General features: G+C 61.5%; 15 protein-coding genes. 5 read left to right on the top strand and 10 right to left on the bottom strand.

The window, feature by feature from the left end:
- Window positions 1-89: 89 nt before the first annotated feature.
- From CRO18_RS07275 to CRO18_RS07255, 5 genes are all read left to right on the top strand, one after another.
- Window positions 90-1,013 (top strand): hydroxymethylglutaryl-CoA lyase, encoded by a 924-nt coding sequence (locus CRO18_RS07275; RefSeq protein WP_170952593.1) that lies wholly within the window; start codon window positions 90-92, stop codon window positions 1,011-1,013.
- Window positions 1,010-1,846, top strand: coding sequence for a sugar phosphate isomerase/epimerase (locus CRO18_RS07270; protein ID WP_097081638.1), 837 nt, complete (start codon window positions 1,010-1,012; stop codon window positions 1,844-1,846). Before CRO18_RS07275 ends, CRO18_RS07270 begins: the two co-directional genes overlap by 4 nt.
- Window positions 1,847-1,871: 25 nt before the next feature.
- A complete protein-coding gene (locus CRO18_RS07265; RefSeq protein ID WP_097081637.1) occupies window positions 1,872-3,278 on the top strand; it encodes an aldehyde dehydrogenase family protein in 1,407 nt (468 codons plus the stop codon).
- Between the two features lie 2 nt (window positions 3,279-3,280).
- Window positions 3,281-5,077: a thiamine pyrophosphate-binding protein gene (locus CRO18_RS07260; RefSeq protein WP_097081636.1), complete on the top strand. Its 1,797-nt coding sequence runs from the start codon at window positions 3,281-3,283 to the stop codon at window positions 5,075-5,077.
- A gap of 221 nt (window positions 5,078-5,298) precedes the next feature.
- Window positions 5,299-7,122 (top strand): bifunctional sugar phosphate isomerase/epimerase/4-hydroxyphenylpyruvate dioxygenase family protein, encoded by a 1,824-nt coding sequence (locus CRO18_RS07255; protein ID WP_097081635.1) that lies wholly within the window; start codon window positions 5,299-5,301, stop codon window positions 7,120-7,122.
- A 39-nt stretch (window positions 7,123-7,161) separates the two neighbouring features.
- Here CRO18_RS07255 and CRO18_RS07250 read toward each other — a convergent pair whose 3' ends face one another.
- The 10 genes from CRO18_RS07250 to CRO18_RS07205 all read right to left on the bottom strand — a co-directional run bounded on the left by CRO18_RS07250 (window position 7,162) and on the right by CRO18_RS07205 (window position 17,228).
- On the bottom strand, window positions 7,162-8,337 hold the full coding sequence (locus CRO18_RS07250; protein ID WP_097081634.1) for an acyl-CoA dehydrogenase family protein: 1,176 nt from the start codon (window positions 8,335-8,337) through the stop codon (window positions 7,162-7,164).
- Window positions 8,338-8,518: 181 nt separating this feature from the next.
- Window positions 8,519-9,385 carry a sugar kinase gene (locus CRO18_RS07245; RefSeq protein ID WP_097081633.1) on the bottom strand — a complete coding sequence of 289 codons (867 nt, stop codon included), beginning with the start codon at window positions 9,383-9,385 and terminating at the stop codon, window positions 8,519-8,521.
- Between the two features lie 7 nt (window positions 9,386-9,392).
- On the bottom strand, window positions 9,393-10,910 hold the full coding sequence (locus CRO18_RS07240) for a UxaA family hydrolase (RefSeq protein WP_097081632.1): 1,518 nt from the start codon (window positions 10,908-10,910) through the stop codon (window positions 9,393-9,395).
- Window positions 10,903-12,078, bottom strand: a complete 1,176-nt coding sequence (gene uxuA, locus CRO18_RS07235) for a mannonate dehydratase (protein WP_097081631.1) — start codon at window positions 12,076-12,078, stop codon at window positions 10,903-10,905. Before uxuA ends, CRO18_RS07240 begins: the two co-directional genes overlap by 8 nt.
- Window positions 12,078-13,511, bottom strand: a complete 1,434-nt coding sequence (locus CRO18_RS07230; RefSeq protein ID WP_394341444.1) for a mannitol dehydrogenase family protein — start codon at window positions 13,509-13,511, stop codon at window positions 12,078-12,080. Before CRO18_RS07230 ends, uxuA begins: the two co-directional genes overlap by 1 nt.
- A complete protein-coding gene (gene kduD / locus CRO18_RS07225; protein WP_097081630.1) occupies window positions 13,501-14,244 on the bottom strand; it encodes a 2-dehydro-3-deoxy-D-gluconate 5-dehydrogenase KduD in 744 nt (247 codons plus the stop codon). Before kduD ends, CRO18_RS07230 begins: the two co-directional genes overlap by 11 nt.
- Window positions 14,241-15,065 (bottom strand): 5-dehydro-4-deoxy-D-glucuronate isomerase, encoded by an 825-nt coding sequence (gene kduI / locus CRO18_RS07220; protein ID WP_097081629.1) that lies wholly within the window; start codon window positions 15,063-15,065, stop codon window positions 14,241-14,243. The genes kduD and kduI overlap by 4 nt, the downstream gene beginning before the upstream one ends.
- An 11-nt stretch (window positions 15,066-15,076) precedes the next feature.
- Entirely contained in the window at window positions 15,077-15,385 is a 309-nt protein-coding gene (locus tag CRO18_RS07215) for a cupin domain-containing protein (RefSeq protein ID WP_076485807.1), read from the bottom strand.
- Between the two features lie 10 nt (window positions 15,386-15,395).
- A complete protein-coding gene (locus CRO18_RS07210) occupies window positions 15,396-16,676 on the bottom strand; it encodes a TRAP transporter large permease (protein WP_076485806.1) in 1,281 nt (426 codons plus the stop codon).
- Window positions 16,677-16,679: 3 nt separating this feature from the next.
- The gene (locus CRO18_RS07205; protein WP_212710074.1) at window positions 16,680-17,228 is read right to left on the bottom strand and encodes a TRAP transporter small permease; all 549 of its coding nucleotides are present in this window, start codon (window positions 17,226-17,228) and stop codon (window positions 16,680-16,682) included.
- Between the last annotated feature and the right edge of the window lie 18 nt (window positions 17,229-17,246).

Here is a 17,246-nt window from a genome sequence, read left to right as displayed (position 1 = left end):
GCATACGCATCAAGGCAAATACGGATATTTGTTGTTATGTAATGCGAGCCTTATGGTCGCGCCGACCCCGAATGGGAGCGGGAAAGACCATGACCTTATCGAACAGCGTGCTCATTGAAGACGAATTCCTGCGCGACGGCTTGCAAAACGAGGCGCGGGTTTTCTCGGTTGAAGAAAAGCTGGCCTATGTGCGCGATCTGATTGCTGCTGGGGTGAAACGCATCCAAGTGGGCAGCTTTGTGCATCCGAAATGGGTGCCGACGATGGCCAATACCGATGAGCTTTGCGCGGCGCTGCCCGAAGCTGCGGGCGTGACCTATACCGCGCTCGTGCTCAATGGCGCGGGGCTCAAGCGCGCGCAGGCTGTGGGGCTGAGGCATCTGTCGCTTTCGGTCTCGGCCTCAGAAACGCATAGCCGGAAGAACACCAACCGCAGCGTTGATGAAGGACGCGCCGCGATGGCGCCGGTGATTGAAGCGGCACTTACCGATGGCATTGCCGTGCGCGCGGGCATTCAATCTGCGCTTGGCTGCGGCTTTGAAGGCAAGATCGACCCTGAGGTGGTGATTTCCATTGCCAAGCAATGGTCCGCCCTTGGCGCGCATGAGATCAACTTGGCCGATACGGCAGGCCTCGCCAATCCGGTGCAGGTAGCCGACCTGTGCGCCCGCGTGCGCGACGCGATTGCCCCTGAAGTGGCGCTGTCTCTGCATCTGCATGACACGCGCGGGCTTGGCATGGCGAATATGCTGGCGGGTCTACAAGCGGGCGTGCGGGTCTTTGACACTGCGCTTGGCGGCCTTGGCGGCTGCCCGTTCATCCCAAAAGCCGCTGGCAACATTTCCACCGAAGATGTGGCCTTTGCGCTGGAGGAAATGGGCTTTGAAAGCGGCATCAACTGGCGCGCCTTGCGCAGCGCGGTGGCCCGCGCCGAAGCACAGCTTGACCGCCCCCTGCCCGGCCGCATGGGCCATATTTTCCAACCCGGTGAAGCGCAGGAGAATGCCGCATGAGCCGTATCTATGCCCTTGAATATCTAACGGTTCCGGGCCTCACTCCGCGCGAGCTGGTCACAGTGGCGGCCGACGCGGGCTATGATGCGGCAAGCTTCCGGCTCATTCACATGGGCGTGGCGGGCGAACCCGATTGCGACCCCTGCGCCGCGCAAATGATCCGCGAAACCAAGGCGGAATTGCAGGCGCGCGGGCTGAAAGCCTATGACGTGGAACTGGCGCGCATCCTGCGCGAAACGCCCGCCGCTGACTATGAGCGCGCCTTTGCCGCCGCCGCCGAATTGGGCTGCACGCAGGCCATTTCCTCGGCTTGGACGGATGTGCGCAACGACCTGCCCTTTATCGTCGAGCGCTTTGGCGAGATTTGCGCCCTTGGGTCGCAATATGGGTTGACGGTGAACCTTGAATACCCGGCCTTTTCGCGGCTGTGCTGCATTGAAGATGCGCAAGAGGTGCTGACACTGACCCGCGCGCCGAACCAAGGTCTTTTGATAGACACGCTCTATCACTATTTCACCGGCGGGAAGCTCGCCGATCTTGCCCGCGTGCCGAAGAAATGGGTCAATTTCCTGCATGTGAATGACACCCATCACATGGCCTTTTCCAAGGCTGAGATGATTCATATCGCCCGCGATGCGCGGCTTTATCCGGGTGAAGGGGTCATTCCTTTCGCGATGATCGCCGCCACCTTCCCCGAGGCCGATATTGCCATTGAACTGCCCAATGCCGAGCGCATGGCCGTTCTTGGCCCCACCGAACACGCCCGCCGCGCGCTTATGGCCGCGAAACGCTTTTTCGACGATGGCGAAGCCGCCACCGTCAGCGCCGCTTGAGCGCCAGCCACTCAGGAGACCCAATATGGCCCGTGAACTCACCCAAGAAGAAATGGCGACCGCCGATGCGATGATCGCCCGCGCGCGTGCCGCGATGGAAGAAATCAAAGATTACGACCAAGAGCAGGTGGACCGTCTGGCCCGTGCGCTTGGCTGGAACTGCGGCAACGAAACCACCTTCTTGCGCATTGCCCAGATGGGCGTGGATGAAAGCGGCATTGGCGACCGTGCGGGCCGCGCGGGCAAACGCTTCAAAATCTTGGGCGTACTGCGCGATGCGCTGCGTGGCAAATCGGTTGGCGTGATCGAAGAAGACACCGCTAAAGGCCTGACCAAGATCGCGAAACCGGCGGGCGTCATTGCCTCGCTCATCCCGACCACCAACCCCGAGCTCACCCCCCCGGTGACCGGCATCTATGCGATCAAATGCAAAGATGCGGTGATCTTTTCGCCCCACCCGCGGGCCAAGAAAACCACCTTTGAGATGGTGCGCGTGATGCGTGAAACGCTCGCCAAACTGGGCGCGCCGCGCGATATTTTCCAATGTGTCGAGAACCCCTCGATCCCGATGACCGATTACCTGATGGCCCATTGCGATCTGACGATGGCGACGGGCGGCAAGCCGATGGTGCAGGCGGCCTATTCCTCGGGCAAACCGGCTTATGGCGTGGGCGCGGGCAATGCGACGATGGTGATTGATGCCGACGCCGATATTGACGAAGCGGCGATGAACTCGCGCATCTCGAAAACCTCGGATTTCGGCTCGGGCTGTTCGGCCGATGGCAACTTGGTCATTCACTCGGCAGTCTATGATGCAATGAAAGCCGCGCTGATCCGCGAAGGTGGCTATCTGTGCGCCCCCGAAGAAAAAGAGCTTCTGGCGAAAGCACTGTGGAAAGAAGACGGCTCCCGCCGCATTGAAACCGTGGCGATTGCCGCGCAGCGGATTGCCGAATTTGCGGGCTTCACCATCCCCGAGGACCGCAAATTCCTGATGGTCGAACAAGACGAGATCGGCAAAGAGCATAAATTCTCGGGCGAGAAACTCTCGGTCACGATGGCGCTTTATAAAGCCGCCGACTTTGACGACGCGCTCGCCAAAGTCCGCGCGATCTATGACGTGGGCGGCAAGGGCCATAGCTGCGGGATTTATTCCTTCAACGAAGAGCATATCCTGCGCCACGCCGAAAACGCGCCGGTCTCCCGCGTGATGGTGCGCCAGCCGCAATCCAAGGCCAATGCGGGTTCGTTTGAAAACGGCATGCCGATGACCTCGTCGCTTGGCTGCGGCATCTGGGGCGGCAACATCACCAACGAGAACGTCTCGCTCAAGCACTACATGAACGTGACTTGGGTCGCGCGCCCGATCCCGATGGACCGCCCCTCGGACGAAGAACTCTTTGGCGAATTCTACAACACCGAGGTCATGTAAGAATGGTCACGACGCATATCGAACCGGGCAAAGACCTGATCTCGAACCAGCTTTGCCGCTACCTTGAAGGCCGGGGCGTGAAACACGTCTTTGGCCTGTGCGGGCACACCAATATCGCCGTTTTGGCGGCGATGTCGGAAAGCGGCATTGAGTTTGTGAATGTGCGCCATGAGCAAATCGCGAGCCACGCCGCCGATGGTTATGCGCGGGTAACCGGCAAAGCCTCGGTCGTGCTGAGCCACCTTTCCCCGGGCCTGACCAATGCCGCCACCGGAGTGGCGAATGCCGCGCTTGATTGCATCCCGATGGTGGTGATCGCCGGGGATATCCCGTCTTATTACTACGGCAAGCACCCGCACCAAGAGGTGAACCTGCACGCCGATGGCAGCCAGTATGAGATTTACCGCCCCTTCGTGAAGCGCGCTTGGCGGGTTGATACCCCCGAACTGCTGCCCGAAATCATGGAAAAAGCCTTCGCTTTGGCGGAATCCGGCCAACCCGGCCCGGTGCTTGTGAACGTGCCGATGGATTACTTCTCGGCGCAGGTTCCGAATGCGCTGTGGGATCGGCTCTCGGCCAATGCCAAAGAACTGCGCAAACCCTCGCTCGATGACGAAACCGCGCGGGAGATTGTCGGCAAACTGCTTTCCGCAGAGCGCCCGGTGATCTACGCAGGCGGTGGCGTCGCGCTGGCAAAAGCGTGGGATGAGCTGAAAGCACTGGTGGACCATCTGCAACTGCCCGTTGCCCACTCGCTGATGGGCAAAGGCTGCCTGTCCGATGATCATCCGCTCGTGCTGGGGATGACGGGCTTTTGGGGCACAAGCTTCACCAATGCGCAAACGCTTGGGGCGGATTGGCTCTTGGCACTCGGCAGCCGCTTCAAGGAAGCCGATAGTTCCTCGTGGTATCCCGAATATACGTTCGACATTGGGCCGGGCAAAACCAGCCTGATCCATATTGACATCGAGCCGCAAGAAATCGGGCGCAACTACCCGGTCGACATTGGCGCGGTGGCAGACCTCAAAGCGGCGCTGAAAGTGCTGGTGCGGGTGGCCAAAGAAATGTGCCCGGAAGGCGTGCAACGCCCCGAACTGGTGGCCGAAATCGCCAAGTTCCGCGCCGAGTTCAAAGCCTCGAACACCGCGATGCAGACCTCAGACGCCTTCCCGATGATGCCCGAGCGCATCTTGGCCGATCTGCGCGCCGCCATGCCGCGCGACGCGATCCTGACCTCGGATGTAGGTTGGAACAAAAACGGCGTCGCGCAGCAGTTTGACATCTACACCCCCGGCTCGATCCTGATCCCGGGTGGTTTTGCGACGATGGGCTTTGGCCCGCCCGCCGCTGTGGGCGCCAAAGTGGCGGCCCCTGATCGCGTGGTGATCTCGCTTGTGGGGGATGGGGGCTTTGGCCAGAACCCCGCCGTGCTGGCGACCGCCGCGGCTGAGCGGCTCGCCGTGATTTGGGTGGTGATGAACAACAACGCCTTTGGCACCATCGCGGGGCTGCAAAAGGCGCATTATGATCTGACCTACGGCACCACCTTCCAAAAGGCCGAAAGCCCGCTAGAGCAAACGCCCGATTACGCCGCCATCGCCCGCGCCTATGGCGTGGAAGGTGTGCGCGTGGCCTCGGCCGCCGAGTTCAAACCGGCACTAGAAGCCGCGATTGCCTCGGGCAAGCCGACGGTGATTGATGTCGCGATGATCAACAACCCAACCCCCACCTCGGGGCATTGGAACATCCTTGACATCTACTCGCCCGAGGGCGGCGTGGGTCACGTGACCACCGATTAAACCAGAACCACGGGCCGCCCCTACCCCGGCGGCCCTGGACCCTGCCACGTGGGCCAGCGGGCAGGGAATAAGGCGGGCGGCAGGGCAAAACGCTCCCTCCCCATTTGCGGTTTGCACCTGCCGCCCGGCTTCGACTAAACTGGCGCCGAACCGGGCCAGCAACGGCCCCCAGATCAAGAATAACAACCGCTTGCAGATCACTGCACCGCCCGGAGGCCCTGATGCGCGCGATCTCCTCGATTTCCTTCTCCGGCCAGCTTGAAGACAAGATCACCGCCGCCGCCGAAAATGGCTTCGACGCGATTGAGCTTTTCCGCGAAGACATCATCGGCTTTGAGGGCACGCCCGACGATATCGGCCCCTTCGCGCGCGAAGCCGGGATCAAAATCCTGTCGCTGCAATCTTTGCGCGACTTTGAGGGGCTGACCGGTACCGCGCGGACCGAGGCTTTGGCGCGGGCGGAAAAGTTCCTCGACCTTGCGCAGCGGATCGGGGCGGAAATGCTGATCCTGTGCGCCAATACCCGCGCCGACAGCAATGCCGCTGGTGCGCTGGAAGATTTGCGTCTTTTGGCCGATATGGCCGCGTCGCGCGGGCTGAAAGTGGGCTATGAGGCGCTGGCCTCGTCGCGCCAAATCACCTCCGTCACCGCCGCTTATGAGGCTGTGAAGGCCGTGGGGCGCGCCAATTTCGGCCTTGTGATCGGCACGGTGCACCTGTTCGCCTCGGCCAGTGGCTCGCTGGAAGATGCGCTGGCCACCCTGCGCGAGATTGAGCCGAAGGATATCTTTTTGGTTCACCTCGCCGACACGCCCACCACCCGCATTGACCCGGCACTGATCGCCGCCTCTTTCCGGCTGTTTCCGGGGCAAGGCACGCTGCCCGTGGCCGCGCTTTACAGCCAGCTTTTGGTGCAAGGCTTCGAAGGCCCGCTCTCGATTGAGACTTTCAACGACCAGATCCGCTCTTTGCCCGCCACGCGGATTGCCGAAGATGCGATGCGCGCCTTTCACCTGCTCGAAGAAACCCATGCCCGCGGGGCGCATCCACGTTCGGACATGCAGGCCCCGGGGCTTGTCGAGTTCACCGCGCAAGGTGAGGATGCCGACGATTTCATCCGCCTGTTCACCGCGCTTGGCTTTGCCAAAACCCATGAAAACGGGGCCGTCAGCCTGTGGCAACAGGGGCAGATCACCCTTGCGCTGAACACCGCCACGAGTGGGCTCGCGCATTCGATCTATCTTGTGCAGGGCGCCTCTGTTTCGGGGGTCGGCCTTGTCGTCAACGATATGCCGCTGATGCTCGACCGGATCGGGCGCTTTCATGGCGAGGCGGTAGAACTGGCCGAACCCTATGGGCTGGCGCGATTGCGCGGCCCCGGCGGATCGGTGCTGTTCTTGCAGCCCGAGGCGTTCACCCCGGGCTCTGAATTCACCGCGACGGGGGCGAAACCGGGCGATGGGCTGACCCATATCGACCATGTCGCGCAAGCGCTGCAGCCGAACCTGTTCCTGTCGGGGCTTCTGTTCTACCGCGCCACCTTTGATTTGCGCGCGCATGAGTTGCGCGACGTGCTTGACCCGCATGGAACGGTGCATTCGCGCACGCTCGTCAACGACAGCGCCGCTTTCCGCATGTCACTCAACGCGAGCTTTGGCGCGGGCACCACGACGCAGCGCTTCCTTGGCAAATCGGGCTTTGCACCCTTCCATCATATCGCGCTTGCAAGCGACGACATCTTTGGCCTTGCCGCCAAAATGGAGCCGCAAGACCTGTTGAGCGTGCCGGCGAATTACTACGAAGATTTGGCGCTGCGCTTCGACCTTGCGCCCGATTTTATCGCCCGCCTACGCGAAGGCAATTTGATGTATGACCGCGACGAGCGCGGCACCTACCTGCAGCTTTATACCCGCGCGATCAACGGCTTCTTCTTTGAGGTGGTGGAACGGCGCGGCTATACGGGCATGGGCGCGGCCAATGCTCCGGTGCGGATGCTCGCGCAGCTGCGCGAGATTGAAGCCGAAGAGGCGCTGCACCTTCTTTAAAAGGGCAGCGCCTGATCGTTTCCTGCGCTTATTGATGCATCATGCATACGGGTCGTAAAGGCCCGGCTCCCCCTTCATCAACGAGCGCCCCATAACGGTGCGGTGAATTTCCGAGGTGCCATCGAAAATCCGGTAGATGCGAGCATCGCGGTAATAGCGCTCAATCGGCAGGTCTTTGCAAAAGCCCATCCCGCCAAAGACCTGAACCGCGCGGTCCACCACCCGGCCCAAGGTTTCCGCCGCTTGCACCTTCACAAGGCTGATGCGCGTGCGCGGGTCTTTGCCCTCGTCAATTTCCACGGCGGTTTGCCACAGCGCCAGACGGGCAGCGTTGATCTCCATCGCGCTGTCGGCCAGCATCTGCGCCACGAGTTGGAACTCGCCAATCGCTTGGCCGAATTGCTTCCGTTCGCGCGCGTAGTCGATCATCAAATCCAGCACTTTGGTGGCCTTGCCAATCGAACGCGCGCCCACCTGCGCCAGCCGCACCCGGCCCAAAACGCCAAGTGCCATGCGGAACCCCATGCCGCGCTCGCCCAGCATATGGATGGGCTTCAGCGGCACCTCATCAAAGCTGAGCTCCACATGGGACGTGCCGCGCAGCCCCATCATTGGCTGATCGCGCCCAATGGTCAGCCCCGGCGCGCCTTTATCAACCAAGAACAAAGAGATACCTTTCGCGCCCTTGTCTGGGTCAGTGACCGCAGAGACAACGAAAAAGTCCGACACAAAGCCATCCGAAATGAAGTGTTTGGAGCCCGAAAGCTTCCAGCCCCCCTGCCCGTCTTCCACCGCTTTGGTGCGGATGGAACCTGCGTCAGAGCCCGCACCGGGTTCGGTGATGGCGATGGAGCAGACGCGTTCCCCCCGCACGGTCGGGGTCAGCCAACGCTCGATCTGTTCGCCTTGGCTGGCGAGCAGCACTTCATACACGTTGCCAAAGGCGCGGCGCACCAAAATGTCGGTGGTGCGGCCAAACTGTTCCTCGACCAGCATCGTGTCAAAAGCGCTGAGACCACCGCCGCCAAATTCTTCGGGAATGTTCATCGCATAAAGCCCTAGGTCGCGGCTTTTCGCAAAGATCGTATCAGCCTTTTCCTGCGCTAAAGCGCCGTTTTCCTCGACCTCCGCCTCAAGCGGCGCAAGCTCTTCGGCAATGAAATCGCGCACAGTTTGCACAAGAAGTTTTTGCTCGTGGGAAAGGCTCAGATCCATATCATCCTCAAGGCTGGAAGCACTGCCTCTGCCTAAGGAGGGTGGGCGCATCGGTCTAGCACTGCACCTGTATCCAAATGAAAGAGGCCCGCTCAAGCGGGTCTAAATCACATCAAATCATCAAATGATGCATCATTTTGAGTGCCGATGCGATGTAGAACATCGCACCGCCAAGCCGCCCTTAGCGCGGGATGATCGCGCCCGGTTGTGCAATCACCGCACAGGCTTGCAGATGCGCGCGCCCCAATGCCTCGGCCTCCGAAGCGCCCTGAAGCACCGCCGCCAGATAGGCGCCGTTGAAACTGTCGCCGGCGGCGGTGGTATCCACCACACGCGGTGCAGGCGCATAGGGCGGCGCGGTCACAGTAGCATCAAAAGGCATGGCCCCGGCCGAACCACATTTGAGCGCGCCTTCGGTAAAGCCCGCCGCACGGAACCGTTTGAGCACTTCAACCGGATCGCTCTCGCCACCAAGCGCCATCTCGTCATCGACCGAGGGCAGCGCGATATCGGTGACTTCCCAAGCCGCCGAGATTGTCTTGCGCGCGGTCGCCTCGTTTTCCCACAGGCGCGGACGGTAGTTGCTGTCAAACACCACCGTCGCCTGGTGCTGCGCCAAATGCTCGATCAGATGCGCACGCACATCGGGCGGCAAGATCGCAAGCGTGATGGCGCTGAGATAGATCACATCCATGCCTTCAAGCTGAGCGAACCCATCTTCAAAAAGCGTACGCGCGGCGGATTGGTTGCGCCAATAGCTAAAGCTGCGCTCCCCCGCCGCGTCGGTGGCAATCGCATAGACACCCGGCAGACGGTCAGCGTGATGGGTGATGCAAGACGTTCCCACCCCTTCGGAGCGAATAAACGCCTCCATCCGGGCCGACATCGCGTCACTGCCCAGCACCGTCACAAACTCAACCTGCGCCTGCGGGAACCCGCGCGCGAGGTAGATCGCGGTGTTGAGCGTATCGCCCGCATAGCCGATTTGGGCGCCCGCGCGATCCGGGTTCAACTCGATCATCGCTTCGCCAACACAGGCAATCTTCATGGGGTCCTCACATTACCGCGCCAACCTGCCACGGCAGGAATTCATTATCACCAAGGCCTTGGGCCTCAGATTTCGTCACACCGCCCGAAGCCACGCGCAAAATCTCTTCAAAGATTTGCACGCCCTTCTCGGCCAAACTGACCCCCGAAAGCACATCGCCCGCGTTCAGATCCATATCTTCGGGCATGGCCGCAAACAGCCGATCCGAGGTGGCAATCTTGATTGTGGGGGCGGGTTTAGAGCCAAAGGCAGAGCCGCGCCCGGTGGTAAACACAATCAACTGCGCCCCGCCTGCAATCTGCCCGGTGGCAGAAACCGGATCATAGCCGGGCGTATCCATATAGACGAGGCCCTTGGCCGTGACCTGTTCGGCATAGTCATAATAGGCGCGCAAGGGGGTGGAGCCCGCCTTGGCGACAGCACCAAGCGACTTTTCCAAGATCGTGGTGATGCCACCTTGCTTGTTGCCCGGAGAGGGGTTGTTGTCCATCGACCCGCCACCTTGGGCGGAATACTCCTCCCACCACGCCAAACAGCCGGTGAGCTTGTCAGCCACATCAGCCGTGGTGCGGCGTAGCAAAAGCTGCTCGGCCCCGTGAATCTCGGGCGTTTCCGACAAGATCACCGTGCCGCCTTGGGCCACGATCATGTCAGAGGCCACGCCAAGCGCCGGGTTCGCGGTGATGCCCGAAAAGCCATCCGACCCGCCGCATTGCAGGCCAATAGTCAGGGCCGAAACCGGGCAAGGCTGACGCGTGATCGCGTTCACCTGCGGCAGCAGGCGGCGCACCTCGGCTTTGATCTTCTCAATCGTGACACGGGTGCCGCCCATTTCTTGGATCGTTAGGCCGTGAAACCGCTCTGCGCCGGCATCGCCAAAGCGTGCCTGCATCCGCGCGACCTGCATCACCTCGCAGCCAAGACCCACAAAGATCGTGGCGCCTACATTGGGGTGGGTGGCGGTTCCCCAAAGCACGCGCTCGAGGTTATCCGCCCCGCGCCCGGTCGCGGCCATGCCGCAGCCCGTACCATGGGCAAAAGCGGCGATACCATCGATATTGGGGAAGTCTTTCAGCGCGCCTTCGGCGATCAGCTCTTGCGCGGCATGGCGAATGACGGTGGCCGAGCAGTTCACCGTCGCGCAGAGCGCCACCATATTGCGCGTACCAACCCGGCCATCGCCGCGCTGATAGCCCATGAAGCTGCGCGGCTCCATCGCTGGGACAGCCGCCTCGGCCTGCGCCAAATCTGCGCCCACCGCGTAGGCGCGGTCATGGTCACTGAAGGCGCAATTGTGGCTGTGTACATGCGCGCCCGCCGCAATGGCTTCGGTGGCCAAACCAATGATCTGGCCAAATTTCACCACCGCATCGCCCGACGCCATCGCAACCCGCGCGATTTTGTGCCCCGCCGCCAAGGGCGCGGGAAGGCCCGCCCCAAGGCCAAGCGGGTCCGCCCCCGCCGCCGCACGGGCGGTCAGCACCGCCACCGTATCGGCGGGGTTGAGGATCAACACCTCAGCCATGGGCCACAGCCGCCATCACACCGCGCAATTCGGCCAAGCCGCGCATCCGCCCAATCAGCGGATAGCCCGGGAAGGTGCCGCGCCCGGTGTCAGACAAAAGCTCATGCCCATGATCGGGGCGCATCGGAATGACCGCATCGGACCGGCCCTCCGCCACGCGGCGCGTTTCTTCGGCCAAAAGCGCCTTCACCACGGCAACCATATCGGTGTCCCCGCCCAGATGCGCGGCCTCTTCAAAGCTGCCATCGGGGTCTTTTTTCACATTGCGCAGATGGGCAAAGTGAATGCGCGCGGCGAATTGTGCCGCAATCGCTGCCGGGTCATTGGCCGGGTTTGCGCCCAGCGAGCCGGTGCACAGTGTCAGCCCGTTCGCCACGCTTTCAACCGCTTGCAAGATCCACGCGATGTCTTCGGCATTCGAGACCACACGCGGCAGGCCCAAAATATCGCGCGGCGGGTCATCGGGGTGCACGCACATCCGAATACCAAGCTCTTCCGCTGTCGGGATCACCTCTTCCAAGAAGCGCTTGTAGTTCCGGCGGATTTCTTCGCGACCAATGCCGTCATAAAGCGCCAATTGGCCCCGCAGACCGTCAATATCATAGCGATCAAAGGCCCCGGGCAGGCCCGACATGATCGCATGCAAAAGTGCATTGCGATCCGATTCCGTGCTCGCCTCGAACCACGCTTTCGCGCGCGCGCAGACCTCGGGGGAATAGTCGTCCTCCGCGCCTGCGCGGCCCAGCATATGGATTTCAAAGGCCGCCATGCGGTAAGCCTCGAACCGCAAACATGTCCCGCCACGTGCCAGGGGCGCTTGCAGATCGGTCCGGGTCCAATCCAGCACCGGCATAAAGTTGTAGCAGATCACCTCGATGCCCTCGGCGGCAAGGTTCGCCATCGACTGCCGGTAATTGGCAAAAAGCGCGCTTAGATCGCCGTCGTCGCGTTTGATCCGTTCATGGATCGGCAGGCTCTCCACGACAGACCAACGAAAGCCCGCAGCCTCAATCTGGCCCTTGCGCGCGGCGATCGCTTCGCGCGACCAGACCTCACCATAGGGAATTTCGTGAAGCGCATGCACGATGCCCGTGGCGCCCGTTTGCGCGATTTCAGGCAAAGTGAGGCGGTCGAAGTCAGGTCCGTACCAACGCCAGCATTCTTCCATCAGAGCACCTCCTCAATCGCCTTACGCGCACCCACTTCAAGCAACCGCCCATAGGCTTCGGTCACGGGCATTTGCAGCATTTCGGCCATCTCATGCGAAAACACCTCGCGCAGCCCCAAAAGCGCCGCCACTTTGCCAGCCGGGGACTCGCTGTTGTCCGAAAGCGTGCGCAACTGCGCCGACAGCGGATCTTTCACCTCAATCGGCGCGCCTGTCTCATCGACGCCGCCGACGTAGCGCATCCATGCCGCCACCGCGAGCACAAGGCCCGGCGCCTTGCGCCCGACGACAATGTCTTCCGCCAAAGTGCCCAAAATGCGCTGCGGCAGTTTTTGGCTGCCATCCATGGCGATTTGCCACGTCCGGTGCCGGATCGCGGGGTTCGCGTAACGCGCGGCAAGCGCCTCGGCATAGGCTTCAAGGCTTTCACCGGGGGGCGGCGTCAGCGCCGGGATGATTTCATCACTCCAGAGCTTTTTGACAAACCGCGCAAAGACCTCATCGGCCATCACTTCGGCAATGGTCTCATGGCCCGCCAGATAGCCCAGATAAGCCAGCGAGGAATGCGTGCCGTTGAGCATACGCAGCTTCATATGCTCGTAGGGCGTGACATCGGCCACCATTTGCGCGCCCACGGCGCCCCAATCGGGCCGCTCATCGTTCACAAACGTGTCTTCAATCACCCATTGGCGGAAGGGTTCGTGCATCACCGGAGCCGCATCATGGCAGCCAATGAGATCCGTCACTTGTGCAATATCTTCGGGCTTCGTGGCGGGGACGATCCGGTCCACCATCGTTGCCGGGAAGCGGCCCTCCGCCTCAATCCAATCGGCCAAAACCGGGTCAATCTCGCGCGCGAGCGCCAGCACCACGCCGCGCAGCACCTTGCCGTTATTGGGAAGGTTGTCACAGGTCATCGCCGTAAACGGCGCCCCACCCGCCGCCTGACGGCGTTGCAGTGCGCGCACAATATAGCCCGGCGCCGAACGCGGCAGCGCATTGGCGATATCATGCACGATATCGGGATGGGAGAGGTTCAGCGCCCCGGTCGAGGGCTCGTGGCAATAGCCCTTTTCGGTGACGGTAAGCGAAACGATCTTCACCGCCGGGTCCGCCATAGCGGCCAGCACCGCCTCGGGGTTTTCCGGTGCGACCAGAACATCGGTCACCACCTGCACATGGCGCGGCTTCACCCCCTCGGGCGCAAGCTCAAGCGCGATATAGGTGCCCGATTGCGGCGCCAGCGCATCCCGCGTGCCCGCGCTTTGCAACGACACGCCCAGAATGCCCCAATCGCCCCCCGAAGCGGCGATTGCCTCTTCGGTGAAAATGGCGCCATGCGCACGGAAAAAGGCGCCAAGGCCAAGATGCACGATGCCCACTTTCGGGGCGGGCTGGGTGCGGTCCAAACGGGGGGAAGTGTCAGCGGGCAAGCCAGCCTCCATCGACATTGAGCACCGCGCCGTGGATGTAGCGCGCGGCGGGAGAACACAGGAAAGCGGCGGTGCCGCCAATATCTTCGGACGCGCCCCAACGGCCCGCCGGAATACGATCCAAGATCGCTTTGTTGCGCACCGGATCAGCGCGCAGCGCCGCGGTGTTGTTGGTGGCAATGTAACCGGGGGCGATCGCGTTGACGTTGATCCCTTTGGCCGCCCATTCATTGGCCAAGATCTTGGTAATCCCGGCAACGCCATGTTTGGCCGCAGTGTAAGACGGCACGCGAATGCCGCCTTGGAAGCTCAAAAGCGACGCGATGTTAACCACAGCCGCGGGCGTATTGTCTTGCTCGAGTGCCGCTTCGGCGAAGGCTTGGGTGGTGAAGAACACCGCCTTCAGGTTCACATCCATCACCGCATCCCAATCCGCTTCGGTGAAAGAAAGGCTGTCGTCACGGCGAATGATCCCAGCATTGTTCACAAGGATCGAATAGCCTTCGCCCGCGAACACGCCCTGCCCCGCCATCGGATTGGCGAGATCCAGCAAAAGGGACTCTGCTTTGCCACCCGCCTTCTCAATCAACGCAACCGTTTCATCACAATCGCGCCGACCAACGCAGGTGACCCGCGCGCCTTGCGCGGCGAGCGAAACCGCAATCGCTTGTCCAATCCCGGTATTGGCGCCTGTCACCAGCGCGCGGCGGCCTTCTAGCGAAAACGGGTTCACCGCAACTCCTCCGGCTGGATGAAGTCCATATCGGTGTAATCGACATTGTCGCCCGCCATCGCCCAGATGAAGGTGTAAGGCCCAGTGCCCGCCCCGGAGTGGATCGACCACGGCGGCGAGATCGCGGCCTCTTCATTGGCCACGAACAAGTGCCGCGTCTCGGTGGGCTCGCCCATCAAATGCATCACGCGGGCTTTTTCATCCATGTTCCAGTAGAGGTAAGCCTCCATCCGGCGGTCATGGGTGTGGGCGGGCATGGTGTTCCAGACCGAGCCATCCAGAAGCGTGGTATAGCCCAGCACCAGTTGGCAGCTTTCCATCACTAGCGGATGGATGAATTGGTTGATGACGCGCTTGTTGGCGGTGGCAGTGTCGCCAAGACGCACCTCTTTGGCATCGGCCAAGCGAATGAGCCGCGACGGGCAGGTGCGATGCGCCGGGGCCGAGGTGATGTAAAACCGTCCCGCGCCCGAGAAGCTCACCGGCCCAGTGCCCATGCCAAGGTAGAGTACGTCGCCGCGCTCCATCGTGTAGCTTTCACCCGCCGCCGTCACGGTGCCGGTGTCACCAACGTTGACGATGCCCATCTCGCGCCGATCAAGGAACGAAGGGGTGCGGGTTTCCTCGACCTTATCAAGCACCAACGTGCCCGCACCCGGCACAGCGCCGCCCAAAACGAAGCGGTCATAATGGGTGTAAACCAAGCGAATCTCGCCCGTAACAAACAGGTTTTCTGCCAGGAAATGCTGACGCAGCCCCGCAGTATCGAGGGTTTTTGCGTGATCTTGATGCACGGCGTGACGGGTTTCAACGCGCAGCATGGTGTCTCCTTTCACAGAAAATCGTCGCGGCGGGGCGCAAAGCTGTCGATCAGCACGCCCGGCTCAAGGCACAGGCAGCCATGCACTGCGCCCGATGGGATGGAAAACGCATCGCCCGGACCGACCTCAAACCGCTCGCCCGAAAGCTCGAAGCGGAAGCGGCCCGATTGGCAATAGGTGGTTTGCACATGGGGGTGCGAATGCAAGAGCCCCTCGCCGCCCGCCTCAAAGGCGAAGCGCACCACCATCAGATCAGGCGTTTCGGTCAGAACCTGGCGCGATGCGCCAGGTCCGGTTTCGATAACGGGGTAGCTTTTCATCAAAGCCTCCTTAGTGGAACACACTCGGCAGCCAGAGCGAGAGCGCCGGGACATAAGTGACCAGCATCAGCGTGCCAAAAGCGGCGATGTAGAAGGGCCAGATCGAGCGGACCACCGACCAGATCGAGACCTTGCCCACCGCACAGCCGACAAAGAGCACGGCCCCCACCGGCGGTGTGCACAGGCCGATGCCGAGGTTAAGCACCAAGATCACGCCGAAATGCACCGGGTCGATCCCAAAGGCCTGCGCCACCGGCAAGAAGATCGGCGTGCAGATCACGATCAGCGGCGACATATCCATGAAGGTGCCAAGGATCAGCAGCACGACGTTGATCAAAAGCAAGATCACGATCGGGTTGTTCGAGAAGTCTTGCAGCGCGCCAACAAGGGCGGTGGGGACTTTCAAGAACGCCAGCAACCAACCAAAGGCGGCCGCACAACCGATCACCATCAACACCATCGCAGTGGTGCGCACGGCAGCTTTTGTCGCGGCAACGAACTCCGAAAAGCTAAGCGTGCGGTACACCAGCGCGGTCACAAAGATCGCGTAGACCACGGCGATGTTGGAGCTTTCCGACGCGGTAAAAATACCCGAACGCACCCCGCCAAAGATGATCGCCACCAAGATCAGGCCCGGCACCGCATTGGCGAAGATCCGGCCCATCATGTGCCAGCCCGGGAAGGGCTCGGTCGGATAGCCGCGTTTTTTGGCCACGAAATAGGCCGCAACCATGAGCGAGAGCGCGAGCGTGATGCCCGGCACGATGCCCGCGGTGAAGAGGTCCGCAATCGAGATTTTCCCGCCAGCAGAGATCGAATAGATGATCATATTGTGGCTGGGCGGCAGCATCAGCGCGATGATCGAGGCCACAACGGTGATGTTTACCGCGTAGTCGGTGCCATAGCCGCGCTCTTTCATCTGCGGGACCATCAGACCACCCACGGCCGAGGCGTCGGCAGCGGCAGAGCCAGACACGCCCCCGAACATGACCGAAGCCATGATGTTCACCTGCCCAAGGCCGCCGCGCAAATGGCCGACAAGTGCGCCCGCAAGCGCCACAAGGCGCCGCGCGATATCGCCGCGCACCATTAGATCGCCCGCGTAGATGAAGAAGGGAATGGCCATCAGCGCGTAAACAGAGACCCCAGAGTTCAGCCGTTGGAACACCACCACCGGCGGCAAGCCCAGATAGACAACCGTCGCAAAGGACGCTGCACCAAGGCAAAAGGCGACCGGGGTGCCGATCAGCAGAAGTGACACGAAGGTGCCAAAAAGGATCCAAAGTTCCATGGCTCAGGCCTCTGCTTTGGTGGATTTGGGGGTCTCGTCTTCGTGGTCATCCCCGAAGCGCGACGTGGGCAGACCAGACGCGCGGCGCGCGATCCGCTCAATGCAGAAAAGCACCAGCAAACAGCCGCCCACAACGATCGGCAAAAAGTCGAAAGCGCCGGAAATACCAAGGCTCGGCAATTTGTTATGCGCGGTGCGCTCGGCCAGTTCCCAGCCGTATTTCACCATGCCAACGGCGAAGGCACCCACCACGATGTCCGAAATCGTGTAGAGCGCGAGCTTCACCTTCTCGGGCACGAAATAAAGCACCACGTCGAAGCTGAGGTGATAGCCTTCCCGGATACCGACCGCGGCCCCCAGAAAGATAAACCACCCCATGATCATCACCGCCGCCGGTTCTGTCCACGGCAGCGACGAGTTCAAGACATAGCGGAAGAAGACCTGCATCGCGATAAAGGCAGTCATGATCACGACGCCCGTGCCAGCAATCCACAGCGCAATCGTACCCAACAGCCCGGTCACGCGTGCGACCATAAGCATGAAATTTTTCACCGACCCCTCCCGGCTACT

Origin of the sequence: Rhodobacter sp. JA431, from assembly GCF_900217725.1 — a bacterium.
GTDB lineage: Bacteria > Pseudomonadota > Alphaproteobacteria > Rhodobacterales > Rhodobacteraceae > Rhodobacter > Rhodobacter aestuarii.
The sequence above is the reverse complement of the archived record's forward strand: the minus strand, read 5'-3'. Positions and strand labels throughout refer to the sequence as shown.

Bases quoted from the DNA above. Each gene is read 5' to 3' on its own strand.
- CRO18_RS07275 (WP_170952593.1), top strand. From the start codon at position 90: ATGACCTTATCGAACAGCGTGCTCATTGAAGACGAATTCCTGCGCGAC.
- CRO18_RS07270 (WP_097081638.1), top strand. From the start codon at position 1,010: ATGAGCCGTATCTATGCCCTTGAATATCTAACGGTTCCGGGCCTCACT.
- CRO18_RS07265 (WP_097081637.1), top strand. From the start codon at position 1,872: ATGGCCCGTGAACTCACCCAAGAAGAAATGGCGACCGCCGATGCGATG.
- CRO18_RS07260 (WP_097081636.1), top strand. From the start codon at position 3,281: ATGGTCACGACGCATATCGAACCGGGCAAAGACCTGATCTCGAACCAG.
- CRO18_RS07255 (WP_097081635.1), top strand. From the start codon at position 5,299: ATGCGCGCGATCTCCTCGATTTCCTTCTCCGGCCAGCTTGAAGACAAG.
- CRO18_RS07250 (WP_097081634.1), bottom strand. From the start codon at position 8,337: ATGGATCTGAGCCTTTCCCACGAGCAAAAACTTCTTGTGCAAACTGTG.
- CRO18_RS07245 (WP_097081633.1), bottom strand. From the start codon at position 9,385: ATGAAGATTGCCTGTGTTGGCGAAGCGATGATCGAGTTGAACCCGGAT.
- CRO18_RS07240 (WP_097081632.1), bottom strand. From the start codon at position 10,910: ATGGCTGAGGTGTTGATCCTCAACCCCGCCGATACGGTGGCGGTGCTG.
- uxuA (WP_097081631.1), bottom strand. From the start codon at position 12,078: ATGGAAGAATGCTGGCGTTGGTACGGACCTGACTTCGACCGCCTCACT.
- kduI (WP_097081629.1), bottom strand. From the start codon at position 15,065: ATGCTGCGCGTTGAAACCCGTCACGCCGTGCATCAAGATCACGCAAAA.
- CRO18_RS07215 (WP_076485807.1), bottom strand. From the start codon at position 15,385: ATGAAAAGCTACCCCGTTATCGAAACCGGACCTGGCGCATCGCGCCAG.
- CRO18_RS07210 (WP_076485806.1), bottom strand. From the start codon at position 16,676: ATGGAACTTTGGATCCTTTTTGGCACCTTCGTGTCACTTCTGCTGATC.